We start from the raw sequence: 23689 nt of genomic DNA on the forward strand, positions 1-23689 counted from the left end.
ATTGTCGGCGCCAGCGCAACAAGCCGGGGTGGATCAGCCAAGCAAATCGATCGTGAGCGGATCGCGTTCGCCGTTGAAAAAGCGGGAAAGAACGCGCTCGAAGGCGGACGGATCGTCAGCCGCCGCGGCGAACAGGGTCATCGACGAGCGCAGCTTCATCGCATCGACGCTGCCGAGGATCGCTTCTGCCTCACCCTCGGCGCCGAGCAGCGCGTCACAGGCCTCGATCAGCCGAGCGCCGAGCAGCGGGTGCTCGAGATAGGCGCGTGCTTCCGCGATCGACCGAATGCCGAAATGGCGGGCGGTAGTGCTTCGGCCGAGATCGCGCAGCTGCGGAAAGACAAACCACATCCAGTGGGTCGTCTTCCGGCCGCGGCGCAGCTCCGCCAGAGCGGCGGGGTAGGTGAGCTCCTGCGCTTCCAGGAAGCGGGCGAGATCGAACGGGTCGGCCATGACCGCTGAACGCATGGTGCGCATCGCAGATGCGGCTGGTGCGTTGATCCGGCTGAAGGAGTGGCCATGCTTGAACATATTCCCGCCTGGTTGGGGCGCAGCCTTGGCAATGTGCGTGCCGGCGCCAGCAAGCTCGCGATCGTTCAACCTGAACTCGGCGGACGTTTCGCGGCGATTGATCTGTCCAGCCCGGCCTTTGCGCAGGACGCACGCCTGCCGCCGCGCTTCACCGCTGATGGGGAGGGCGTGTCGCCGCCGCTGGTCTGGGGTGCGCTGCCCGCGGGCACCGCGTCGCTGGCCTTGCTGGTCGAGGATGCAGATGCGCCTGCGCCGCAGCCGCTGGTCCATGCGATCGTCTGGGGTATGGCACCGGATACCGGGCGATTACCCGAAGGGGCGATCGTCGCAGACGGCGCCGGGATGTCTGACACCGGAGATGTCGGGCGCAATTCGTTTCTTGGCGAAGGCTGGCTCCCGCCGGACCCGCCGACGGGCCATGGAGAACATCGTTATGTGTTCCAGCTGTTCGCGCTGGACGAAGGGGTCGAAGATCCCGGCCAGTCGCCCGGCCGTTCGGCCCTCGTACGGGCCATGGCCGGGCATGTGCTGGCTGCCGGACTGCTGATCGGCACCTACTCCCGTGGTGAGGAAGCCCTGGTCGGGCACGCTCAAACGACAGTGGCCGCGACATCCACATAGGCAAGTAGTGCGCAGGCGCCCACGACGGCGCCCAGAGCGGCGAAGGCAGAGCGGATCATAATGCTGTCACCCTGGCTGAAATTGAAGAAGCGTCCGTTCAGGCGACCGGAACAACGGGAACGGCCGCGCCGACCATCAGTGCGGCGAAAGCGATCGCGCCAACGAAGCTGGCGACATGCAGGTGAAGCTGGTTCAGACGGTAAGCCATTGTCGATCTCCTTGTTGGTGGCGCCGGGTGATCCGCCGCCGATGCCCAATGCATTGCAGGCGGCGTGCCAGTTTTGCGCGCTCAAGGAATTTGAATGACTTAGCTGTGTCTGCCGACTCAGGCGGCGGGATGTGCCAAATCGGGTTGGTAGATCACGCCATCATGCGGCGGAAAATGCGCGATTCCGGCCGGCTGCCTTGGCGCGGTACAAAGCGGCGTCAGCGCGCGCATAAAGCACCTCGCGCGGTTCGTCGCTCATGCCAGCGGCGACGCCGCCCGAGATCGTGATCACCCCGATCGGTGCGTCCGTCTTGCGCGAGCGGAAGCGGCGGGCCGCGACCGCGCTGCGGGCGCGATCGACGAGGGCGACGGCCGCATCGAGGTCCACGCCGGTGAACAATATGGCGAATTCTTCACCACCATAGCGGGCGACCACGGCGCCAGCACTTTCGCTGGCGATGGTCAGGCCAACCGCGCGCAGCACGCGATCACCGACCGCGTGTCCGAAATCGTCGTTCACGCGCTTGAAGTGATCGATATCGCACAGCGCCAGCGCAATGGGGGTGCCGGGCGGCACCGCATCATAGGCTTCGTCAAAGGCGCGACGATTGGCCAGTTCGGTCAGCGGATCGAGCCGCGCCGTGCCCCGCGCTTCATCCAGCGCACTGCGCAGCGCTTCCGCTTCCTGCTCGGCGGCTGCCATGCGACGTTCGGCGACATTGGCCCGGTCGATCATCGTTGCCGTCAGTCGAAATACTTCATCGGTGCCGGTGACCGGATCAGCCTGGCGCATGGCGGCCGCACTGGCGGCGAGATCGCGGCCGAACCCGCTTGTTTCCGCGTGAATGGAGCGGACGGCCTGCGAGAAGTCGGCGACCTGCATTTCCGCGCGCGCGATCATCGCGTCCGCCTGGACGATCAGTTCGGAGGAGGGGCGCGAGGAAGCGGCGTCGCCATTCCCGGCGGGCGCCGCGTTGGTCGGGGCTGGGCCGCCAAGCTGCGCAATGTCCTGCGCCGTCAGTCGAACACCGCCATCCGTCAGATCGGCAACGGAACGGGCCAGCGGGCCGGCGGGATCAACCAACACCCGATAGGCGAAGGCGTAATTGGCCGGCTCGATACTCAGCTTGTGGTCGGCCAGGAACTGGCCAACCGCTTCGTACAGCTCGGCATCTTTCTGCCTGGGGAACTCAACCATCTATCTCGCGCCCCGTCTCGCCCCGGCATCAGCCGGCGCTGCACGTTCCGATCCCTCACTTTGTGCCGGAGAAGCTAAAATTGCGTTGCTGTTGCTGACCTAAAATCAGCTACGGGGAAGGCGCCGGACTGCTTCCAGGGTCAGGGCGACGTGACGATCGGCTGACAGATCGTCATGAACATAAGCAATCCGTCCGCCGCGATCGATGACATAGCTGGTCCGGCGGGTCGCATCGCGTCCCTTGATTTGCCGGCCGAGCGCGACATCATAGCCGGCAACGACACGAGGCCCCGCGCTCGCCACTGGGAACTTGCCCGCGCATTCGGCGGCGGAGAATTTCGTCAGATCCTCAACCGTGTCCGCGGACATGCCGATCACCGTCGCGCCGGCAGCGCGAAAGGCCGGGATGTTTTCCGCAAAGGCGCGTGCTTCCGCGTTGCAGCCGGCAGTGAATGCCGCCGGAAAGAAGTAAAGCACGACCGGGCCCTTCTTCAGCTGGCGGGCGAGATTGACGTTCACCACCTTGCCGGCCACCGCCCCGCGGGTGGTGAAATCGGGTGCCTTTGCCCCGACGGGGAGAACGGCGCCGACCGGAGTCGCAACGGCGAACGAGACGATGGCGGCGGCAGCGGCAAGGATGTGGCGCATGGGGCTCTCCCGAATGAAGCCTGCATTCTAGCGCTGCGCGTTCCGGGGCGATAGGGCATGCGGAATGCCGATCCGCCAAGCCGACCTCGACCTCGCCAGCCGCCTCGCCGATGCCGCGGGGGAGGCGATCCGCCCCTATTTCCGCGGCGAACTCGGCATCGAGACAAAGGCCGATCATTCGCCGGTCACGCTGGCCGATCGCGCGGCGGAGGCGGCGATGCGCCGGATCCTCGACGCCGAGGCACCGGGCGACGCGGTGCATGGCGAGGAATATGGCATCAAGGAGGGCGTGACCGGGCGCACCTGGGTGCTCGATCCGATCGACGGCACGCGCAGCTTCACCGTGGGGCGGGCGATTTTCGGCACGCTGGTCGCGCTGGTGGAGGATGGCTGGCCGATGATGGGCGTGATCGACCAGCCGATCCAGCGTGAACGGTGGATCGGCGCGGCGGGGCGGCCGACGCTGTTCAACGGATCGCCGGTGCGCACGCGCGCCTGCCGCGAGGTGGTGGGCGCGATCCTGGCGACGACCAGCCCGCACGCCTTCAACGACGATGAAGTGCCCTATTTCATGGCGCTGGTCGCAGCGGTTTCAGGCGGGCACGCGCGGCAGGGGCCGGTCTATGGCGGAGACGGCTACAATTACGGGCTGCTGGCGAGCGGGCATCTCGACATCGTGTGCGAGGCCGGGCTGGCGCTGTACGATTTCGCCGCACTGGCGCCGATCGTCGAAGGCGCGGGCGGACGAATGTGCGACTGGAACGGGGACCCGCTGACTCAGGCGAGCACTGGGCAGGTGCTGGCGATCGGCGATCCGGCGCGGATGGACGAGGTGCTGGAGGCGCTGCACGCGGCGCCCGGCGCGCACGACCATGATCACGGGCATGGGCACGGCCACGATCATTGAGGGCGGGATGAACCGTCAGCGGGAGGGCGCACCTGCTCCCTCCCCCGACGATGCCTAGGCGACCGACAGGGCGAGCTTCCCGTCGCCTTCGTCGACCTTGATCGTGCTGCCGTCCTTCACTTCGCCGCGCAGGATGAGATCGGCGAGCGGATCCTGCAGGTAGCGCTGCACTGCGCGCTTGAGCGGGCGGGCGCCGTAGATTGGATCGTAGCCGACGCGGCCGAGCCACGCGCGCGCCGCATCGGTGAGGTCGAGCGTCACCTTACGATCGGCGAGCAGCTTGCCGACGCGCGCCACCTGGATGTCGACGATCGGCCCCATGTGCGCCTGACCCAGCCGGTGGAAGAGGATGATCTCGTCCAGCCGGTTGAGGAATTCCGGGCGGAAGTGAGCGCGGACGATCTCCATCACCTGCGGCTCGACCGTTTCGACGTCCTCGCCCTCGCCGAGATTGGCGAGATACTGGCTGCCGAGGTTCGACGTCAGGATGATCAGCGTGTTCGAGAAGTCGACCGTGCGGCCCTGGCCATCGGTGAGGCGGCCATCGTCGAGCACCTGGAGGAGGACGTTGAACACGTCGCCATGCGCCTTCTCCACCTCGTCGAACAGCACGACCTGGTACGGCCGGCGCCGCACCGCTTCGGTCAGCACGCCGCCTTCCTCATAGCCGACATAGCCGGGAGGAGCGCCGATCAGCCGCGCGACGGCGTGCTTCTCCATGAACTCGCTCATGTCGATGCGGACCATGGCGTTCGGATCATCGAACAGGAATTCGGCGAGCGCCTTGGTCAGCTCGGTCTTGCCGACGCCCGTCGGGCCGAGGAACAGGAACGAGCCCAGAGGCCGGTTCGGATCCTGCAGCCCGGCGCGGGCGCGGCGAACGGCGGTGGAGACGGCGCGCACCGCATCGGCCTGGCCGATCACGCGCTTGCCGATCACTTCCTCCATCTTGAGGAGCTTGTCGCGCTCGCCCTCCATCATCCGCTCGACCGGGATTCCGGTCCAGCGGGCGACGACGCCGGCGATATCCTCCGAGGTCACTTCCTCGCGCAGCATCGCATTGGCCGCGGCGCCCTGCGCCTCGGCAAGCTGCTTTTCGAGCGCCGGGATGCGGCCGTAGGAAAGCTCACCCGCCTTGGCGAGATCGCCCTGGCGCTGCGCCTGTTCCAGCTCCAGCCGGGCGGCGTCGAGCTGTTCCTTGAGCTTCGCCTCGCCGGCCAGCTTGTCCTTCTCGGACTGCCAGCGCTGGGTCAGCTCGGCGGACTGCTGCTCGAGATTGGCGAGTTCCTCCTCGATCTTCTCGAGCCGGTCCTGCGAGGCTTCGTCGGTCTCGCGGCGCAGCCCCTCGCGCTCGATCTTGAGGCGAAGGATGCGGCGGTCGAGCGTCTCGATCTCCTCGGGCTTCGATTCCACCTCCATGCGGATGCGGCTCGCGGCCTCGTCCATCAGGTCGATCGCCTTGTCGGGCAGGAAGCGGTCGGTGATGTAGCGGTTCGACAGCGTCGCGGCGGAGACCAGCGCGCCATCGGTGATGCGCACGCCGTGGTGAAGCTCGTACTTCTCCTTCAGCCCGCGCAGGATCGAGATCGTGTCCTCGACTGTCGGCTCGCCGACGAACACCGGCTGGAAGCGCCGCTGCAGCGCGGGGTCCTTTTCGACATACTTGCGATATTCGTCGAGCGTGGTCGCGCCGACGCAGTGCAGCTCACCGCGCGCGAGCGCCGGCTTGAGCAGGTTGCCCGCGTCCATCGCGCCTTCCGATTTGCCGGCGCCGATCAGCTGGTGCATTTCGTCGATGAAGAGGATGATGTCGCCCTCGGCGGCCTTCACCTCGTCGATCACGCCCTTCAGCCGCTCCTCGAACTCGCCGCGATATTTTGCTCCGGCGATCAGCGCGCCCATGTCGAGCGCCATCAGCGTCTTGTTCTTGAGCGTATCGGGCACGTCGCCATTGGCGATGCGCAGCGCCAGCCCCTCGGCGATGGCGGTCTTCCCGACGCCGGGCTCGCCGATCAGTACGGGATTGTTCTTGGTGCGGCGGGCGAGGACCTGGATGGTGCGGCGGATTTCCTCGTCGCGGCCGATCACCGGATCGAGCTTGCCGTCGCGCGCCGCCTCGGTGAGGTCGCGGGCGAACTTCTTCAGCGCGTCGTAGCGGTCCTCCGCCGTCGCGGTGTCGGCGGTGCGCCCGCCGCGCAGGTCGTTGATCGCGGTGTTGAGCGCGTCGGCGCGCACGCCGGCCGCCTGCAGCGCCTTGCCGGCGGCAGTGTTGAGCGACAGCGCGAGCGCGACCAGCAGGCGTTCGACGGTGACGTAGCTGTCGCCAGCCTTTTGCGCGATTTGCTCGGCCTGGTCGAGCACGCGCACGGCATCGTTGTTGAGCCCCGGCGTCGACTGCGCGCCCGAACCGCTGACCGCGGGGATGCGGGCGAGCGCGGCATCGGTCTCCGTCACCGCGCGGCGGGCATCGCCACCGGCGGACTGGATGAGGCCGGTGGCCATGCCCTGCTCGTCTTCAAGCAGCGCCTTCAACAGATGCTCGGGGCCGATCTGCTGATGGCTCATGCGGATCGCGACGGTCTGCGCCGACTGGAGGAAGCCTTTGGCGCGGTCGGTAAATTTCTCGAGGTTCATGGGTGTCCCTGTTTCCTTCGAGCATCAGATGGTGTTGCCGTTATGCAACACAAGGGTGGGTCTTTCAGAAAGATGGAGAGACAGGGCGCGCGCGTCCAGAGGTTGACGCGCGAAGAGCGATCGGCTCCGTTCGGCGCAAAGAAGACGGGAGCGGATCATGAAGGCTTTGCGGTATTTCGGCGCGCGCGACATCCAGTACGGGTCGACCGAGGATGCAGCGTTGCAGGACGACCGCGACGTGCTGGTCCGCGTGAAGCATTGCGCGATCTGCGGTAGTGACCTTCATATCTACCACGGCCATGGCTTCTCCGAGGACAAGGGCTTTTGCGTCGGGCATGAGGCGGTGGGCGAAGTGGTCGAGACCGGCCGGGCAGTGCGCAACCTGAAGACGGGCGACCGGGTGATGATCTCTGCCGCGGTCGGCTGCGGCGCCTGCCCCGGCTGCCTGATGGGCCGGGTGCATGAATGCGAGAACAATGGCTCGGGCTGCTACGGGCTGTCCGCCGCGCTGCAGGGGAGCCAGGCGGAAGCGGTGCGCGTGCCGGCGGGTGACGTGAACGCGCGGCGCGTCCCCGAAGGGATCAGCGACGAACAGGCGCTGATGCTTACCGATGCGTTGCCGACGAGCTGGATGGCGGTGCGCAATGCCGACATCAAGCCGGGCGCAAGCGTCGCAGTGGTCGGTCTCGGCCCGATCGGGCTGATGGCCGTGGAAGGGTGCTTCGCGATGGGGGCGGGGCGGGTCTATGCGATCGATCTGGTGCCCGAGCGGCGCGCGATTGCGGAAGGGCTGGGCGCGGTCGGCGTCGATCCGGCGGAGGCGGTGCCGTTCATCCGCGAAGACACCAAGGGCCGGATGTGCAGCGGCGTCGTCGAGGCGGTGGGCGCCGACGCGACGATCGACCTGTCGCTTCGGCTGGTCGGCAAATGGGGCACCGTCTCCTGCCTTGGCGTCAACCAGACGCGGCGCTTCCCCTTCCCGATGGAGCGCGCCTTCGCCAGCGGGCTGACGTTCCGCACCGGCACCTGTTCCGTGCCGCACTGGTGGCAGGAGCTGATCCCGATGGTGCAGAAAGGGCAGCTCAGGCCCGAACGCTATATCTCGCACCGCCTGCCGCTGTCGCAAGGCGCCGAGGCATACGCCATCCTCGACCGGCGCGAGGCGCTGAAGGTGGTAATGACGCCGGAGTGATCCGTTCGCGTCTGTCCTACATGGCACGGATCATGGTCTAACCGCCGGCGATGATGACCTCGTTTCCTCGCCTGTCGCCGATCATCGCCAATGTTGAGGGTGTTGGAGAAAAACGCGCTATCGCCTCAACTTCCTCAACATTCGTTTTTTGCAATCGTTCGCGAACGGTCGCGCTATCGCCGGGATCGCGCCCCGATCCGGGTTCGATTGCCCCTGTCCCGGCGCGCCGTTATGATCCCGCGCAAATCGCAATCAGGAGAGCACGCCATGGCCACGCTGGCACCGGTCGACAACACCGCCCAATATGCCCCCGGTGAATGGGAGGCGCGGGTTGATCTTGCTGCGGCGTACCGCCTCGTCGCGCTGTACGGCTGGGACGATCTGATCTTCACGCACCTGTCCGCCCGCGTGCCGGGGCCCGAGCATCACTTCCTGATCAACCCCTATGACATGATGTTCGAGGAGATCACTGCCTCGAGCCTGGTCAAGATCGATGTCGAGGGCAATCCGGTCGGCCATACCGATCACCCGGTGAACCCGGCGGGCTTCACCATCCACTCGGCGATCCACATGGCGCGCGAGGATGCCGCGGCGGTGATGCACCTCCACACTCCGCACGGCCAGGCAGTGTCGGCAATGGAATTCGGCCTTCTGCCGCACACCCAGACGGCGATGATCGCGCAGCACAATGTCGCCTATCACGACTATGAGGGCATCGCGACTGACCTCGATGAGCGCGAGCGGCTGGTGGCGGACATTGGCGACAAGCACGCGATGATCCTGCGCAACCACGGCACGCTGGCGGTGGGCGACAGTGTCGCTTCCTGCTTCCTGCGGCTCTACTTCCTCGAGCGCGCGTGCGAGGCGCAGGTGCTGATGCTGTCGGCGGGGCGCGAGAACCTCAACAATCCGCCGCAGGGCGTGGAGGAGAAGGTCGCCGGGCAAAGCGCGCCGGCGGGCATGGGCAAGCTGGCCGAAAAGCTCGCCTGGCCGGCACTGCTGCGCAAGCTCGACCGGATCGATCCCAGCTTCCGCAACTAAGCGGAGCGGCGCTGACGTTCGTCTTCGGTATGAGGGCGAACGTCCTGCCCGCTGGATGCCTGTGGCATCATGAGGCAGGCGCGGGTCTCAGGCCCGCCGGTAATCACGTAGCGCCCTCCCGTCTGCCGGGCGAGCATGGTGGCAATGGAAAGGCCGAGGCTGTTGGTCGCCTCCGCGGAAAAGGCAGCCGGCAGCTTTCCGCCATTGTCGACGACGGTGATGCTGAGCTGTCGACCGGCCGTAACCACTTCGATCGCAATAGCGGGCGCGCAATGTTCGCCGAGACCATGTTCAATGGCATTGGCGATCGATTCGGCGACGACGAGCGCGACGGGCAGTGCCTGTTCGGTGGAAAGGCGCAGATCGGGCGGGCAATCAACCCGGCGAGCGATGTCGCTGCGGCCGTTTGCCTCCACCACTTCGTCTAGCAATGCCGTTAGAAAGGCGGCGAGTCCTTTGCCGTTCTCATCGGCATCGTAGAGGCGGCGGCTGATGCGGCCGATCAATGCAACCCGCTGCGAGGCTTCTGCCAGAGCCTCGGCGGCCTGGGGATCGGCAAGGCGGCGCCGCTGAAGTGCGAGCAAGCCGGCAACCGCCTGAAGATTGTTCGACACACGATGCTGCAACTCGTCGAACAGCAGGGCGCGAGTCCGCGCAAGTGCAGTGCTTCGTTCGCGCTCCTCTGCCAGATGGCCGTTGGCGCGCTGCAGCCAGTGAATGATCAGGACCTCTGTGGCGACGATCAGGGCGTAGAATCCCATGGCCGCCAGCGATCCCACATCTAGGTTGAACGCCCTCTTGGGCGGAATGAAGAAATACCAGGCGAGCACGCCGCCCAGCATCGCAGCCGCGGCGCCGTAGCGTGCGCCGAACAGCACGGAGATCAGGATCACCGCGGGAAAGAAGCTGACGAACGGAAATCCTGGCGGAAGCGTGCTGTCCGCCGCGTAACGGATCCAGAAGGCAACAGCGACGGCCGCGAAGGTCGCTGCCCAAGCCAATAACGGACGGACGGCGAGCGGGAAGCGATCGAGCGGCAGAAAAGACCCTTGTTGCGAAGGTGGCACCATCCACCTTCGCGGGACGTTAGAGAGCAAAGCCGGTCAGGTCGAGGGGCCGCGAACGCCCCATGATCCGTGCGCGTCCGCTGAGCGGCGAGCCGCGATCAACGGCCCCACCAGGGATAGCCCGGCGGCATGTCGTGGGGAATGCGGCCGGGAAATGCCGGCGCACGCTTTTCCAGGAACGCAGCCACCCCTTCTCGCACGTCTGGCCCGGCACCCAGCGCCATGGCGAAGCCGCCGTCCACCTTGAGCGCGCCAGCGGGCGAGGCCTCGCCAGCGAAGCGCCACAGCATCTGCCGGGTAAGCGCGACCGACACGGGAGCAGTATTCTCCGCGATCTCCAGCGCGATTTCCTGCGCGCGCTCGAGCAACTTATCGGCCGGTACCACGTCGCTGACCAGGCCGCCCCTAAGGGCCTCCGCCGCATCGAACAGCTTGCCCGAAAGGCACCAGCGCAATGCCTGGGGAAGTCCGACGATCTGCGGCAGGAACCAGGCGCTCCCGGCTTCGGGTACCAGGCCGCGGCGGGCGAAAACGAAACCAAAGCGTGCCGTGTCCGCCGCGATGCGGATGTCGCAGGGCAAGGTGAGCGTGGCACCCACCCCGACCGCAGCGCCGTTGACGGCGGCGATCACTGGCTTGGGACTGTCGAAGAGGGCGCCAACGAAGCCGCCGCCGTCCTGACGAGGCTTGCCTTCCGCAGCGAAATTGGGGCCGCCGCTGCCAAAGCTGTCGGCCCCGCCCGAAATGTCCGCACCGGCGCAGAATCCGCGTCCCTCGCCGGTCAGGATGATGGCGCGCACCTTTTCCTCGGCACCGGCCTTGCGCACGGCCTCCGCAAGTTCGGCACCCATGACGGCGGTATAAGCGTTCAGCTTGTCAGGACGGGCGAGCATGATCGTCGCGATCGGACCGTCGATCGTGTAACGGATCTGTTCAAAGGTCATCGGCCTCTCCTTGCCTGCGGATCATGTGCGCCCGCTTCTTCAATCGCATAACCTGTCCCGTTGCCTTGCGCCATGCGGTGCGCTGAGATCGCCAAAGCGGCTTTCCCGTATCGTCCGCCCGGCTTAACGAGGGGGTATGTGGCAGCTCTACCAATTTCCCTTGTGCCCCTTCACTCGCAAGGTCCGCATCCTTCTGGGCGAGAAGGACGTCGGCTATGAGCTGGTGCGGGAGATCCCGTGGACGCGCCGCGACGAATTTCTCGACATGAACCCGGCCGGCCAGACCCCGGTGATGGTGGATGGCGAGCGCGGCACCGTGCTGATCGATTCGATGGCGATCTGCGAATATTTCGAGGAGACGGTGGACCGCGCGGCGATGATCAACGGATCGGCGGCCAATCGGGCCGAAATCCGGCGGCTGGTCGCCTGGTTCGATTCGCAATTCTATCGCGACGTCAGCCAACCGCTGATTGAGGAGCGGATGGTGAAGCGGCTCGTGTTGCGCCAGTCGCCGAACGCGGCGCGGCTGCGCGAGGCCATGAAGTCCGCCATCGGCCACTTGGACTATATCGATTACCTGCTCGATCACCGAAAATGGATGGGCGGCGCAACGATCAGTCTCGCCGATCTTGCGGCAGCGGCTCATATTTCGGTCGCAGATTATCTGGGTGGAATCGACTGGTCCGGGCATACCCATGCGAAAGCCTGGTATTCGGCGTTCAAGAGCCGCCGCAGCTTCCGCCCGTTGCTGGCGGAGCGGATGAGCGGGATCGAACCGCCGAACTATTACGAGAATCCGGATTTTTGATGCACGCCAACCATGATGCGGCAGCGCCTGCGGCCGAGACGATCAGCTTCGACGACTTCCTGAAGGTCGACATTCGAGTGGGCACGATCGTGTTGGCAGAGCCGTTTCCGGAGGCGCGCAAGCCGGCGTTGAAGCTGGTGATCGATTTCGGTCCCGTGATCGGACGCAAGAAGTCTTCCGCGCAGATCACCGAGAATCATGATTCGGCCGATCTGGTAGGCAAGCAGGTGATGGCGGTGGTGAACTTCCCGCCACGCCAGATCGGCCCGGTTATGAGCGAGGTGCTCACGCTGGGCTTCCCGGACGCGGACGGAAAGGTCGTCTTGGCAGCGCCGACCTTGAGCGTACCAGACGGCGGGCGGCTGTTCTAATCGAGGTTCTTTCAGCTTCTGACGAGTGTTGCTGCAGGGCAACACGAAGACTTTACCTGGCCGCCTTGGCAACCGGCCTGAGCACCGCGGGTTTGAACGTGCGGACCGCGCATCAGACCAGCGGCCTGGTAAAAGGTATTGTTATGAAGAAGTTGCTTTCGGCGGCTGTAGCTGCCGCTTTCGTGATCCCCTCGGTCGCCGCGGCGCAGGAGACCACCACCGACGGTTCGCGCGCGTTCGGGATTGATCCCTATGTCGGCGTCCTCGGCGGCTATGAAGGGTTCGAAAGCGCGCCGGGCGGCGGCATCCCCGTGTCGCAGCCGGGCAACCGCCTGAAGGGCGGCCTGGTCGAAGGCGTGGTGGGCGTGAACGTGCCGCTCAACAGCTTCTTCATCGGTGTCGAGGGTAATGCCGCCAAGGGTTTCACTGGCGACATCGACTGGGAATATGGCGTGCATGGCCGGGTTGGCGCGCGGGCTGGTGAGACCGGCCTCATCTACGTCAAGGCTGGCTATCGCTGGGTCAACTTCGACCGGTACGGCAACGACAGCCGCGACTTCGGCCGTGTTTCCTACGGCATCGGCGGCGAATTTGGCCCGTCGGCGATCGGCCTGGACGGGCTGGTGAAGAAGGAAGGCGTACGCATCCGTGCGGAGATCGCCACCACCGGCGACTTCGAAACCGTGCGGCCGATGGTGGGTGTCATCGGGCACTTCTGATCCTTGCCGCAAGGATAAGAAAGGGGGCTCCGGCTGTGGTCGGAGCCCCTTTATGTGTCGGTGCGGTAGGGCCGCGTTAGAGGCCGAGCACCTGCTTCGCGATGATGTTGCGCTGGATCTCGTTCGAGCCGGCGTAGATCGGGCCGGCCCGCTCGTTCATATAGCGCAGTGGCGCCAAGGCGTGCCACTCGTCCCCGCTGACATAACCGTCCTCCGGCGGTGTGTGGCCCGGCACGGCGCCGCCGGGCATAGTGGCATGTGGTTGATAAACGAGGCCGCGATCCCCAGCCGCCTCCATCGCCAGTTCGGTGAGCGTACCGGCAAGTTCGGTACCCATGATCTTCATCATCGAAGAGAGCGCGCCAACGCTGCCGTCATCATTGGCAGCGGAGAGCAAGCGAAGCTCCATGATCTCGAGCACGTCGGCGCGCACGCGGGCTCGGGCAAGCTTCGTAGCGAACACCGGATCGTCGATCAGCGGCGCGCCGTCGCTGCCGGTCGTCTCCGCAGCATGGCGCGCAATCGCGTCCGCCCGCGCCTTCAATGCCGGCGCATAAGCGTTGCCGCCACGTTCGAACTCGAGGAGGTATTTCGCGACGCTCCACCCGCGGTCGATCTCCCCCATCACGTTCGCCTTGGGGACGCGGACGTCGGTGAAGAATACGGCGTTCTGCACCTGCTCGCCCGACGTCATGGTGAAGGGGCGGACTTCCACGCCGGGCGTCGTCATGTCGATGAGGAGGAAGGTGATGCCCTGCTGCGGCCGGCCTTCCTTTGAGGTGCGCACCAGCGCAAAAATCCAGTTCGCCTCGTTGGCATGCGTGGTCCACACCTTCTGGCCGTTGACGATGAGGTCGTCGCCATCCTCGACCGCGCTGGTCTGCAGGGAGGCAAGGTCGCTGCCCGAATTGGGCTCCGAATAGCCCTGGCAGAAGAAGATCTCGCCCGACAGGATGCGGGGGAGGAAGAAGCGCTGCTGCTCGGGCGTGCCGTATTTCATGATGACATAGGCCACCATCGAAATGCCCATCGGCGAGAGGCCCGGGGCGCCAGCGGCGATCCGCTCGCGGTTCCAGATGTAGTGTTGCGCCACCGTCCAGTCGGTGCCGCCGTGCTCGGGCGCCCAGTGCGGCGCGGCCCAGCCCTTGGCAACGAGGATCTCCTGCCATTTCATGCTGGCTTCGTGATCGGCATAGACGCTGGTGGAGAGGCGGCCGGCGCGCAGCAGGTCGGGGGTGAGCGCGGTGGCGAGAAAATCGCGCACCTCGGCCTCGAACGCCTGCTCCTCAGGGCTCCACTTCAGGTCCATCCGGCCTCTCCTATGTCCTCGCGGGGTTGCACCCCCGTCATGAGGGTCTATGTCGCAGCCGGTTTCCCTAATCCAGAGGCGAGTGCACCCGATGGCTGACGAATTCGATTATGACGTTCTCGTGATCGGTGCCGGTCCGGGTGGCTACGTCGCAGCGATCCGCGCGGCGCAGTTGGGCCTGAAGACCGCCTGCGCCGAAAGCCGGGAGACGCTGGGCGGCACCTGCCTCAACGTGGGCTGCATCCCGTCCAAGGCGATGCTGCATGCGAGCGAGTATTTCGACGCGGCCGCGAATGGCTCGATGGCGAAGATGGGCGTGAAGGTGACGCCGGAACTGGACCTCGACGCAATGCACGGCCAGCGCCGCGAGTCGGTGAAGAGCCTGACCGGCGGCATCGAATATCTCTTCAAGAAGAACAAGGTGACGTGGCTGAAGGGCCGCGCCAGCTTCGAGGATGCGCACAGCGTCACCGTCGGCGGGCAGAAGGTGACGGCGAAGAACATCGTCATCGCGACCGGATCCAGCGTTACCCCGCTGCCGGGCGTGACGATCGACCAGAAGGTGGTGGTCGATTCGACCGGCGCGCTCGAGCTGCCCAAGGTGCCCGAGCACATGGTCGTCATCGGTGGCGGCGTGATCGGGCTGGAGCTCGGTTCGGTCTGGCGGCGCCTGGGCGCCAAGGTGACGTGCGTCGAATTCCTCGACCAGATCCTGCCGGGCTTTGACGGCGACGTGCGCAAGGAAGCCAACAAGATCTTCAAGAAGCAGGGGATCGAGTTCAAGCTGGGCACCAAGGTGACCAATGTTGCTGTGAACGGCGACAAGGCGACGCTGACGGTCGAGCCGGCCGCTGGCGGCGAGGCATCGACGATCGAGGCGGATTGCGTGCTGGTGTCGATCGGCCGCAAGCCGAACACCGACGGCCTGGGGCTGGAGAAGATCGGCCTCACCCCGAACAACCGCGGCCAGATCGAGACCGATCACGATTTCCGCACCTCGGTTTCGGGTGTCTGGGCGATCGGTGACGTCATTCCAGGCCCGATGCTGGCGCACAAGGCCGAAGACGAGGGCATTGCGGTTGCGGAGAATATCGCCGGCCAGCACGGCATCGTGAACCATGACGTGATCCCGTCGGTCGTCTACACCTGGCCGGAGATCGCCGGCGTCGGGCTGACCGAGGAAGCCGCCAAGGAGAAGGGCGAAATCAAGGTCGGCAAGTTCCCGATGATGGCGAACAGCCGCGCAAAGACCAATCACGAGCCCGACGGCTTCGTGAAGGTGATCGCCGACGCCAAGACCGATCGCGTGCTGGGCGTGTGGTGCATCGCGAGCGTTGCGGGCACGATGATCGCGCAGGCGGCGCAGGCAATGGAGTTCGGCGCGACCAGCGAGGACATCGCCTACACCTGCCACGCGCACCCGACGCATTCGGAAGCGATCAAGGAAGCCGCGATGGCGGTGCAGGGCAAGCCGATCCACATCTGATCGGCTGACCTGGACGGACCCGAAAGGGGGCGCTGGCGGATGGGCCGGCGCCCCCTTTTTCGTTGGCGGTGATTAGGCGGCGAGTTCCTTCAGCGGCGTGCCGGCATCGGCGAGCCGCGCGGGATCGGGGGTGGCGGCGGTTTCGACCAGTTTGCGGCCCTGGACGTAATCCTTGACCGCATTGACGCAGTCGAGCGCGATGACGCGGCCGGCCTTCAGGTAGATGATCGAGAAGCTGCGGGTGGCGGGGTCGCCGCGCAGGACGGTGGCGTCATGGCCGATCGAGAGGCCGACGGTCTGCAGCTTCAGATCATATTGGTTGGACCAGAACCACGGCACCGCGTGATAGGCGGCGTCCTGCCCGGCGATCGTTTTCGCCACGACATTGGCCTGGTCATTGGCGTTCTGCACCGATTCAAGCCGGATGTCGGCATCGTCGGCAAAGCCGTTGGTGTGGAGCGCGCAATCGCCGATCGCGAAGATGTCGGGGAGGCTGGTGCGGCATTGCGCATCGACCGCGACGCCATTGCCGCCGACCGCGCCCGCGGCAAGCAGCGGCTCGACCGCGGGGATGATGCCGATGCCGACGATGACGAGCTGCGCGGGGATGACGCTGCCGTCGGACAGGCGCACGCCGCTGGCCTTGCCGTCTTCGCCAACGATGCAGTCGACCGCGGCGCCGAGCCGCACGTCGACGCCATGCGCGCGATGCTCCGCCTCGTAGAAGCGCGAGAGGTCCGGGCCGGCGACCCGGGCGAGGACGCGGTCGAGCGCCTCGAGCAGGACCACCTTCTTGCCGAACTTCGCAAGGACGGCGGCCGCCTCCAGCCCGATATAGCCGCCACCGATGACGACCGCGTCGGTCACGCCGGGAAGCTCGGCCATCATGCGATCGGCGTCGGCGCGGGTGCGCACGGTATGGACCCCGGCGAGATCGTTGCCGGCGCAGGCGAGGCGGCGCGGGCTGCCGCCGGTTGCCCAGACGAGGTGGCGGTAGCCGATCGCCCGGCCATCGGCGGTGGTGACGGTATGCGCGGCGGGATCGACGGCGGTGACCTCGCGGCCGAGCAGCATCTCCACGCCGCGTTCCTGCCAGAAGGCCGCCGGACGGATCAGGATGCGGTCGAACGTCTTGTCGCCGGCGAGATATTCCTTGGACAAGGGCGGGCGCTCATAGGGCAGTTCCGGTTCCGCACCGATCACCGCTATCGTCCCGTCGAACTTTGCCTGGCGCAGCGCGATGGCGGCCTGCGCCCCGCCATGGCCGGCGCCGACGATCACCACGTCGTAGCTGCTCATTCATCCTCCCCGCGATGTGTTCGTGCCGGTCCTGCGTCGGCGGGGGCGCGAGGGCAAGCGAAACGCGCTTGACAGCGCGACGCTCAATGTGTACAAAACAGGAACATCGAGAAAGTGCAGGCGCGGTTGGGCAGCGCCGCCAGCCTCGATGAGCCGACGGGCCGGTGAGCGCGGGGGATGCACCCTGCCGCTCCCGGCCCGTCGGCGTTTGGGGCTCGGCGGATCGGGCGAGACGAGGACGGCGGCACCGCGGGGGCGGTCGGCGGCTGGTCGCTCCCGCGGTTCCGGTGAGGCTGCGGTGGCGGACGCGCGCGCGCCTGGCCCGATGGAGGATGCAGTGGCTCGGCGTGATGACGGTACGCCGAGCGCCCAACGTATCGCAGGCGGGGCGAAGCGGCCGCGTAAGGCGCGCGCCGCGTCCGCATCGGACGACAGGAGCGGCGGGGTGGCGGCTGGCGCGGCGGCGCGCCACGAGGCATTGCGCGGCACCGAGCGGATCGCGGGGCACACCACGCGGCTGCGGCAGCTGCGCTTTGCCAAGGTGCTGGCGGAGACGTGCAACGTGGCGGCGGCGGCCGCGGCGGCGGGGCGGACGCTGGCGACGGTGCACCGCTGGCGCAGCGTCGATGCCGCCTTCGCCGCGGCCTGGGAAGAGGCGCTGGCGATCGGATATGACCGGCTGGAAAATGCGCTGCTGGTCTATGCGATCGGCAAGGTTGACGGCGTGGCCGCCGGGGCGGTGGGGGCGAGCATCAGCAACGGCGACCTGCAACTGGCGGTCGGCATGTTGCAGCGGCATCGCGCCGCCGATGCCGGGCGGCGGGGCCGGACGCTGCCGGTGAGGATGCCGACCGAGGCGGAGAGCGACGCGGCGCTGAAACGCGCGCTGGACGGGCTGGCGCGGCGGGGGGCGCCGTCATGAGCGACGATCTGCTGCTGAGGCTGGCGCTGCTGCCGCCGGACGAGCGCGACCGGGTGATCGCAGAACTGTCGATGCCGATGAAGGTGGAGATGGCGGGGCGCTGGCACACCTTCGCGCATGGGGGACAATATGAGCCAGAGGAGGCGTGGCGCGTGTGGCTGGTCCGTGCAGGGCGCGGGTTCGGCAAGACACGCGCGGGGGCGGAATGGGTCAATGGTATTGCGCGCACCCGTCCCGAAGCGCGGATCGCCCTGGTCGGCGCGACGGCGGACGAGGCGCGGCGGGTGATGGTGGAGGGGCCGAGCGGGGTGCTGGCCACCGCGCGGCTCGACATGCGGCCGGCCTGGGCGGCGAGCAAGGGCGAGGTGCGCTGGCCGGGCGGGGCGATCGCCACCGTCTATTCGGCGGACTCGCCCGAGGGGCTGCGTGGGCCCGAACATCATGCCGCCTGGTGCGACGAATTGGGCAAATGGCGGCGCGGCGAGGCGGCTTGGGACAATCTGATGATGACGATGCGGCTGGGAAAGCAGCCGCAGGTGATGGTGACGACGACGCCGCGATCGACCGCGCTGATGCGGCGGGTGATGGCGCTGCCGGGGCTGCACCAGACGACCGGGCGGACGGGCGACAACATCCACCTGCCGGCGGCGTTCGTCGAGACGATGGCGCAAAGCTATGGCGGGACGGCGCTGGGCCGGCAGGAGCTGGACGGCGAGATGATCGAGACGGTCGCGGGCGCGTTGTGGACGCGCGCGATGATCGAGGATTGTCGCATCGTCGCGGCGCCGGTGCTGGTGCGCGTTGTGGTTGGGGTTGATCCGCCGGCGAGCGTCGGCGGTGACGCCTGCGGGATCGTGGCCGCGGGGGTGGATGCCGCGGGCGGCGGCCATGTGATCGAGGACGCCAGCGTCACCGGCGCGACGCCGGAGGGCTGGGCGCGCGCGGTGGCGGGCTGCGCCGCGCGGCATGGCGCCGACCGGGTGGTGGCGGAGGCCAATCAGGGCGGCGAGATGGTGCGATCGGTGCTGCATGCCGCCGACACGGGGCTGCCGGTGAGGCTGGTCCATGCCAGCCGCGGCAAGGTGGCGCGCGCAGAGCCGGTGGCGGCGCTGTATGAGGCCGGGCGCGTGCGCCATGCGGGCGTGTTCCCGATGCTGGAGGACGAGCTGTGCGGGCTGGTGATCGGTGGCGGCTATGAGGGGCCGGGGCGGTCGCCCGACCGCGCGGATGCGTTGGTCTGGGCGCTGCATGAACTGATGCTGGGGCGGCGCGTGCAGGCCGGGGTGCGGGCGATCTAGCGCGGCGGCGCGGCGTGACCTGACAATTCGGGAGGGATGAGCATGAAGTGGTTCGGCATGAGGGCCGGGCGTGAGGAATCGCGCCCGGCCCTTTCGCGTGGGGCGGGGTCGCGGGCGGGGCAGGCCCTTGCGCAAGGGGAATGGCCGTCTGGCTATGAGGCGCAGGTGCGCGCGGGATATCTCGGCAATGCGGTGGCGCAGCGCGCGGTGCGGCTGGTGGCGGAGGCGGTGGGATCGGCGCCGCTCGACGCGAGCGATCCCGCGCTGCTGGCGCTGGTGACGGCGCGCGCCGGGGGCGGGCGGCTGGCCGAAGTGGTGGCGGCGCAGGTGCTGCTGCACGGCAATGCCTTCGTCCAGGTGCTGCGCGACGAGACGGGCGACGTCGCGGAACTGTATCCGCTCAGGCCCGAGCGGGTCGGCGTGGTGCTGGACGCCAGCGGCTGGGCGGCGGGCTATCGCTATACCGTCGGCGGGCGGGTGAGCGAGATCGCGCCTGATGCCGTGATCCATGTGCGCGGGTTCCACCCGCTGGACGATCATTACGGGCTGGGGTGCCTGGGCGCGGCGTCGGGGGCGATCGCGGTGCACAATGCCGCCGGGCGCTGGAACAAGGCGCTGCTCGACAATGCGGCGCGGCCATCGGGGGCGCTGGTCTATGACCCCGGCGATGGATCGGCGCTGTCGGCCGACCAGTTCCAGCGATTGCGCGAGGAGATGGACGCAGGGTTTGCCGGTGCGGGCAATGCCGGGCGGCCGATGCTGCTGGAAGGGGGCCTCAAGTGGCAGGCGCTGAGCCTGTCGCCAGCCGACATGGATTTCGTCGGGCTGAAATCGGCCGCGGCGCGCGAGATCGCGCTGGCGTTCGGCGTGCCGCCGATGCTGCTCGGGCTGCCTGGGGACGCGACTTACGCCAATTACCGCGAGGCCAATCGCGCGCTGTGGCGGCTGACCGTGCTCCCGCTGGCGGATGCGGTGTTCGGCGCGCTGGCGGCTGGCCTGCGCGACTGGTTCGCGGGGGCGCGGATCGAGATCGATCCCGATCGCGTGCCGGCGCTGGTGGAGGATCGCGAGCGGCTGTGGGCGATGGTGTCCGCGGCCGATTTCATTTCCGCCGACGAGAAGCGGCAGATGGTGGGGTGGGCGCAATGAGCGGTTCTTCGGGCACGGGAAGTGTCCTGGCGCAGTTGCTGGCGCAGGGGAGCGCGGGCGGCGCGGACATGGCGACGCTGCGCGCGATCGCCGAGGAGGCGGGCGAGCTGGGGGCGACGCGGGCGATGACCCGGCTGGGGCTGGCCGATGATGCGGCCTCGCGCGACCTCGCCGAGCTGCGCGAGCTACTGAGCGCGTGGCGCGATGCCAAACGCAGCGCGTGGAAGGCGTTTGCGGGGTGGGCGGCGGCGCTGCTGCTGGCCGTGCTGGCGGTGAAGCTGGGGTTTGGGGAGTGGGTGAAATGAGCCTGCGTATCCAGGGCTATGCCGCGGTGTTCGACCGGGTCGACCGCGCGGGCGACGTGTTTCGCGCCGGCGTGTTTGCCGATGCGGTGCCGGTGCCGCTGCTGATGCAGCATGGCGGCGCACCGGTGGGGGAGATCTGGGCGATCGGGGAGGACGCGCGCGGATTGTGGATCGAGGCGTGCGTGGCCGGCGCTGAGGTGGCGCGAATGGTGCGTGGGGGCGCACTGCGCGGGCTGTCGGTCGGCTATCGCGCGACGTCCGTTCGGCAGGGGGCGCGGCGCGAGGTGCTGCGCGCGAGCCTTGCCGAAGTGAGCCTGGTGGCCGTGCCGATGCAGGCGGCGGCGCGGGTGGAGACGATCATCGAGATCTGACGGTGCGCGCCCGTGGTGGGTGCAGCTTCCCGGCCGAGCGTGGCCGGGGAGGGTTTTCGCGTGGGAGAAGAACATGGGTGAGATGATGGTGGCACGGCCGGTGCTGGACGGGGCGTCGGCGATGGCAGGGGCGGGGCGCGATGCGGCGTTCGGCGCCTTCGTGCGCAGCGGCGCGGTGCTGGAGATGAAGGCGTTCTCCGGCGTGACGGGCGACAGCGGCGGCTATGCCGTGCCCAGGGAGCTCGACGCGGTGATCGATGCGACGCTGAAGGCGGCTTCGCCGATCCGCGCCATCGCCAATGTCGTGCAGGTCGGCAGCGCGGGCTATCGCAAGTTGGTGACGACCGGCGGCACGCCGTCGGGCTGGGCCGCCGAGACGGGCGAGCGGGCCGAGACGGCGACCCCGAGCTTCGTCGAGATCGCGCCGCCGATGGGCGAGCTGTTCGCCAATCCGTCGGCGACTCAGGCGATGCTGGACGACGCGCATTTCGACGTCGAGGAATGGCTGGCGGGCGAGATCGCGGCGGAGTTCGCCAAGGCAGAGGGTGCGGCGTTCGTGAACGGGAACGGCATCAACCGGCCCAAAGGCTTTATCCAGCAGCCGACCGCCACTACCGGCGATGCGACGCGGCCGTTCGGCACGTTGCAGCACGTGCTATCGGGCGCGGCGGGGGATTTCGGCAGCAATCCGCAGGAGCGGCTGATCGACCTCGTCCAGTCGCTCCGCGCGCCGTACCGGCAGGGCGCGGTGTTCGTGATGAACGCGGCGACGCTGGCGCGCATCCGCAAGTTCAAGACCAGCGACGGCGCATTCGTGTGGCAGCCGAGCCTGGCTGCGGGGCAGCCGGCGACGCTGCTCGGCTATCCGGTGGTCGAGGCGGAGGACATGCCCGACATGGCGGCGAACACGCTGTCGATCGCCTTCGGCAACTTCAAGGCGGGATATCTGATCGCCGAGCGCGCCGAGACCGCGATCCTGCGCGACCCCTACACCAAGAAGCCGTTTGTCAGCTTCTACGCCACCAAGCGCGTGGGTGGCTGCGTGTCGAACAGCGAGGCGATCAAGGTGATGAAGTTCGCCGCATCCTGATCCGTCCCGGCCCCTCCCGTTCGCGCGGCAGGGGCGTGTCGTTGCTGAAGGGAGAGGATCATGACGGTTTCGGGGGTGTCGCCCGCCGCGATCGCCGCGGCGGTGGCTGAGGCGCGCGGCTTTCTGCGGCTGGAGGGGGAGGTGGAAGCGGCGTTGCTGGCGCGGCTCGCGGCGAGCGCGATCGTGCTGGCGGAGGCGTTCACCGGCACGCTGCTGGTGACGCGCACGGCGGAGGATGTGCTGCCCGCTTCCGGTCGCGCGTGGCAGTTGCTGGCCGCGACGCCGGTGGTGGCGATCAACGGGGTGATGGGGTTGCCGGCAGAGGGCGCGCCCTTCGTCCTGCCGGCGGACGCCTATGCGGTGGACGTCGACGGCGATGCGCGCGGCTGGGTGCGGGTGATCGCGCCGGGCGCGGCGGGGCGCGTGGCGGTGAGCTATACCGCGGGGCTGGCGGCGGACTGGGCCGCGCTGCCCCCGCCGCTGGCGCAGGGCGTCGCGATGCTGATCGCGCATCTGTTCAATGACCGCGACGCGGGGCGCGCGCCGCCGGCGGCGGTGGCCGCGCTGTGGCGGCCGTACCGGCGGATGCGGCTGATGGCGGAGGCGCATTCATGACGGGCGGCGGGAGCGATGCGGGGACGGCGCTACAGGCCGCGCTGGTCGCCGCGGTCGGCAGCGTTGTGGCGACATTCGATGCGCCGCGCTGTCGGGCGAGATCGGGGGCGGGTGGCGCGTCGTGGCGCTGCGGCTGGTGCGGTCGCGCATCGTGAAGAGCGGTGGCGTGAAAAGCGGGGGCGATCGCTGGACCGCGACGGGCGAGTTCGCGGTGACAATCTATCGGGAGAGATGAGATGGCGGTGGAGAAAGGATCGGCCTTCCTGCTGAAGGTGGGCGATGGCGCGGCGACGCCGGCATTCGCGACGGTGGCCGGGATGCGCACGACGCAGCTGAGCATCAACGGCGAGGCGGTAGTGGTGACCAACAAGGGGTCGGGCGGGTGGCGCGACCTGTTGTCGGGCGCAGGCGTGCGCAGCGTCAGCGTGTCGGCGGCGGGGGTGTTCACCGGATCGGCGGCGGAAACGCGGGTGAAGTCCCATGCGCTGGCCGGCACGATCGACGATTATCGGCTGAGCTTCGAAAGCGGCGAGACGCTGACCGGGCGGTTCCTGGTCACGCGGCTGGACTATGCCGGCGATTTCAACGGCGAGCGCAGCTACACCGTGAACCTGGAAAGCTCCGGCCCGGTGGTGGCGGCATGAGCGGCGCGAACGCGCATCGCGGCGAGGCGAGCCTGCGCGTGGCGGGCGAGACGCTGGTGCTGCGGCCGAGCTTTGCCGCGCTGGTCGCGGCGGAGGCGGAACTGGGGCCGCTGTTCGCGCTGGTCGAGCGGGCCGCCGAGGGCCGGCTGTCGCTGGGCGAGATCATCGGGCTGTTCTGGCACTGCCTGCGCGATCGGCCGGCGGCGCTGACGCGCGACATGCTGGGCGAGGCGGTGACCGCGCAAGGGCTGACCGCCGCCATGGCGCCGCTGAAGACGCTGATCGGGCAAATCCTGGCGGGGCGATGAAGCC

25 protein-coding genes are annotated in these 23689 nt (G+C 67.9%); 17 read left to right on the forward strand and 8 right to left on the reverse strand.

The annotated features are described in order from the left end of the window. Positions 1-33: 33 nt before the first annotated feature. Positions 34-477, reverse strand: a complete 444-nt coding sequence (locus tag LQ954_RS14660; protein ID WP_231023785.1) for a DUF1810 domain-containing protein — start codon at positions 475-477, stop codon at positions 34-36. A 42-nt stretch (positions 478-519) separates the two neighbouring features. On the opposite strand from LQ954_RS14660, the gene LQ954_RS14665 reads away from it, so the two are divergent. Further along, positions 520-1152 carry a YbhB/YbcL family Raf kinase inhibitor-like protein gene (locus LQ954_RS14665; RefSeq protein ID WP_227772199.1) on the forward strand — a complete coding sequence of 211 codons (633 nt, stop codon included), beginning with the start codon at positions 520-522 and terminating at the stop codon, positions 1150-1152. A gap of 368 nt (positions 1153-1520) precedes the next feature. Here LQ954_RS14665 and LQ954_RS14670 read toward each other — a convergent pair whose 3' ends face one another. Both LQ954_RS14670 and LQ954_RS14675 read right to left on the reverse strand, forming a co-directional pair. Further along, positions 1521-2558, reverse strand: a complete 1038-nt coding sequence (locus tag LQ954_RS14670; protein ID WP_231023786.1) for a GGDEF domain-containing protein — start codon at positions 2556-2558, stop codon at positions 1521-1523. A 105-nt stretch (positions 2559-2663) separates the two neighbouring features. Continuing rightward, positions 2664-3206 carry a peroxiredoxin gene (locus LQ954_RS14675; protein ID WP_227772201.1) on the reverse strand — a complete coding sequence of 181 codons (543 nt, stop codon included), beginning with the start codon at positions 3204-3206 and terminating at the stop codon, positions 2664-2666. A gap of 64 nt (positions 3207-3270) precedes the next feature. Here LQ954_RS14675 and LQ954_RS14680 point away from each other — a divergent pair, with 64 nt between their 5' ends. After that, positions 3271-4113: an inositol monophosphatase family protein gene (locus LQ954_RS14680; protein ID WP_231023787.1), complete on the forward strand. Its 843-nt coding sequence runs from the start codon at positions 3271-3273 to the stop codon at positions 4111-4113. A 54-nt stretch (positions 4114-4167) separates the two neighbouring features. Here the strand turns inward: LQ954_RS14680 and clpB are convergent, their stop codons facing one another. Continuing rightward, positions 4168-6747: an ATP-dependent chaperone ClpB gene (gene clpB, locus LQ954_RS14685; protein WP_231023788.1), complete on the reverse strand. Its 2580-nt coding sequence runs from the start codon at positions 6745-6747 to the stop codon at positions 4168-4170. Positions 6748-6904: 157 nt separating this feature from the next. Between clpB and LQ954_RS14690 the strand changes: the two genes are divergently transcribed. Further along, positions 6905-7939, forward strand: coding sequence for an alcohol dehydrogenase family protein (locus LQ954_RS14690; RefSeq protein ID WP_231023789.1), 1035 nt, complete (start codon positions 6905-6907; stop codon positions 7937-7939). 267 nt (positions 7940-8206) lie between these two features. After that, entirely contained in the window at positions 8207-8980 is a 774-nt protein-coding gene (locus tag LQ954_RS14695) for a class II aldolase/adducin family protein (protein ID WP_227772205.1), read from the forward strand. Here LQ954_RS14695 and LQ954_RS14700 read toward each other — a convergent pair. Next, on the reverse strand, positions 8977-10050 hold the full coding sequence (locus LQ954_RS14700) for a sensor histidine kinase (RefSeq protein WP_231023790.1): 1074 nt from the start codon (positions 10048-10050) through the stop codon (positions 8977-8979). The genes LQ954_RS14695 and LQ954_RS14700 overlap by 4 nt on opposite strands. A gap of 95 nt (positions 10051-10145) precedes the next feature. Further along, a complete protein-coding gene (locus LQ954_RS14705; RefSeq protein WP_231023791.1) occupies positions 10146-10991 on the reverse strand; it encodes an enoyl-CoA hydratase-related protein in 846 nt (281 codons plus the stop codon). Between the two features lie 136 nt (positions 10992-11127). Here LQ954_RS14705 and LQ954_RS14710 point away from each other — a divergent pair, with 136 nt between their 5' ends. The 3 genes from LQ954_RS14710 (at position 11128) to LQ954_RS14720 (ending at position 12889) form a co-directional block, all read left to right on the forward strand. Continuing rightward, the gene (locus LQ954_RS14710) at positions 11128-11799 is read left to right on the forward strand and encodes a glutathione S-transferase family protein (RefSeq protein WP_227772208.1); all 672 of its coding nucleotides are present in this window, start codon (positions 11128-11130) and stop codon (positions 11797-11799) included. Beyond that, positions 11799-12170, forward strand: a complete 372-nt coding sequence (locus LQ954_RS14715) for a tRNA-binding protein (protein WP_227772209.1) — start codon at positions 11799-11801, stop codon at positions 12168-12170. The genes LQ954_RS14710 and LQ954_RS14715 overlap by 1 nt, the downstream gene beginning before the upstream one ends. Positions 12171-12313: 143 nt before the next feature. Further along, entirely contained in the window at positions 12314-12889 is a 576-nt protein-coding gene (locus LQ954_RS14720) for an opacity protein (protein WP_227772210.1), read from the forward strand. Positions 12890-12965: 76 nt separating this feature from the next. On the opposite strand, the gene LQ954_RS14725 is transcribed toward LQ954_RS14720, so the two are convergent. Further along, positions 12966-14198, reverse strand: coding sequence for an acyl-CoA dehydrogenase family protein (locus LQ954_RS14725; protein ID WP_231023794.1), 1233 nt, complete (start codon positions 14196-14198; stop codon positions 12966-12968). Between the two features lie 91 nt (positions 14199-14289). Here LQ954_RS14725 and lpdA point away from each other — a divergent pair, with 91 nt between their 5' ends. Then, positions 14290-15684 (forward strand): dihydrolipoyl dehydrogenase, encoded by a 1395-nt coding sequence (lpdA, locus tag LQ954_RS14730; RefSeq protein WP_231023796.1) that lies wholly within the window; start codon positions 14290-14292, stop codon positions 15682-15684. Between the two features lie 72 nt (positions 15685-15756). On the opposite strand, the gene LQ954_RS14735 is transcribed toward lpdA, so the two are convergent. Continuing rightward, the gene (locus LQ954_RS14735) at positions 15757-16983 is read right to left on the reverse strand and encodes an NAD(P)/FAD-dependent oxidoreductase (protein ID WP_231023797.1); all 1227 of its coding nucleotides are present in this window, start codon (positions 16981-16983) and stop codon (positions 15757-15759) included. A 298-nt stretch (positions 16984-17281) separates the two neighbouring features. Here LQ954_RS14735 and LQ954_RS14740 point away from each other — a divergent pair, with 298 nt between their 5' ends. The 9 genes from LQ954_RS14740 to LQ954_RS14780 all read left to right on the forward strand — a co-directional run bounded on the left by LQ954_RS14740 (position 17282) and on the right by LQ954_RS14780 (position 23685). Beyond that, positions 17282-17905 (forward strand): hypothetical protein, encoded by a 624-nt coding sequence (locus LQ954_RS14740; RefSeq protein ID WP_231023798.1) that lies wholly within the window; start codon positions 17282-17284, stop codon positions 17903-17905. Next, positions 17902-19203, forward strand: coding sequence for a DNA-packaging protein (locus LQ954_RS14745; protein ID WP_227773047.1), 1302 nt, complete (start codon positions 17902-17904; stop codon positions 19201-19203). The genes LQ954_RS14740 and LQ954_RS14745 overlap by 4 nt, the downstream gene beginning before the upstream one ends. Positions 19204-19245: 42 nt before the next feature. Beyond that, positions 19246-20352, forward strand: a complete 1107-nt coding sequence (locus LQ954_RS14750; RefSeq protein WP_231023799.1) for a phage portal protein — start codon at positions 19246-19248, stop codon at positions 20350-20352. Then, complete coding sequence (locus tag LQ954_RS14755; RefSeq protein ID WP_231023800.1) at positions 20349-20657, forward strand: DUF6127 family protein; 309 nt, start codon at positions 20349-20351, stop codon at positions 20655-20657. Before LQ954_RS14750 ends, LQ954_RS14755 begins: the two co-directional genes overlap by 4 nt. Next, complete coding sequence (locus LQ954_RS14760; RefSeq protein ID WP_231023801.1) at positions 20654-21028, forward strand: HK97 family phage prohead protease; 375 nt, start codon at positions 20654-20656, stop codon at positions 21026-21028. Before LQ954_RS14755 ends, LQ954_RS14760 begins: the two co-directional genes overlap by 4 nt. A gap of 73 nt (positions 21029-21101) precedes the next feature. Then, the gene (locus LQ954_RS14765) at positions 21102-22118 is read left to right on the forward strand and encodes a phage major capsid protein (protein WP_443026638.1); all 1017 of its coding nucleotides are present in this window, start codon (positions 21102-21104) and stop codon (positions 22116-22118) included. A 60-nt stretch (positions 22119-22178) separates the two neighbouring features. Continuing rightward, entirely contained in the window at positions 22179-22733 is a 555-nt protein-coding gene (locus tag LQ954_RS14770; RefSeq protein ID WP_231023803.1) for a head-tail connector protein, read from the forward strand. Positions 22734-22969: 236 nt separating this feature from the next. Beyond that, entirely contained in the window at positions 22970-23377 is a 408-nt protein-coding gene (locus LQ954_RS14775) for a phage tail tube protein (protein ID WP_231023805.1), read from the forward strand. Then, positions 23374-23685, forward strand: coding sequence for a gene transfer agent family protein (locus LQ954_RS14780; protein WP_231023807.1), 312 nt, complete (start codon positions 23374-23376; stop codon positions 23683-23685). Before LQ954_RS14775 ends, LQ954_RS14780 begins: the two co-directional genes overlap by 4 nt. Positions 23686-23689 lie beyond the last annotated feature (4 nt).

The organism is Sphingomonas sp. IC-11 (assembly GCF_021043365.1).
GTDB lineage: Bacteria > Pseudomonadota > Alphaproteobacteria > Sphingomonadales > Sphingomonadaceae > Sphingomonas.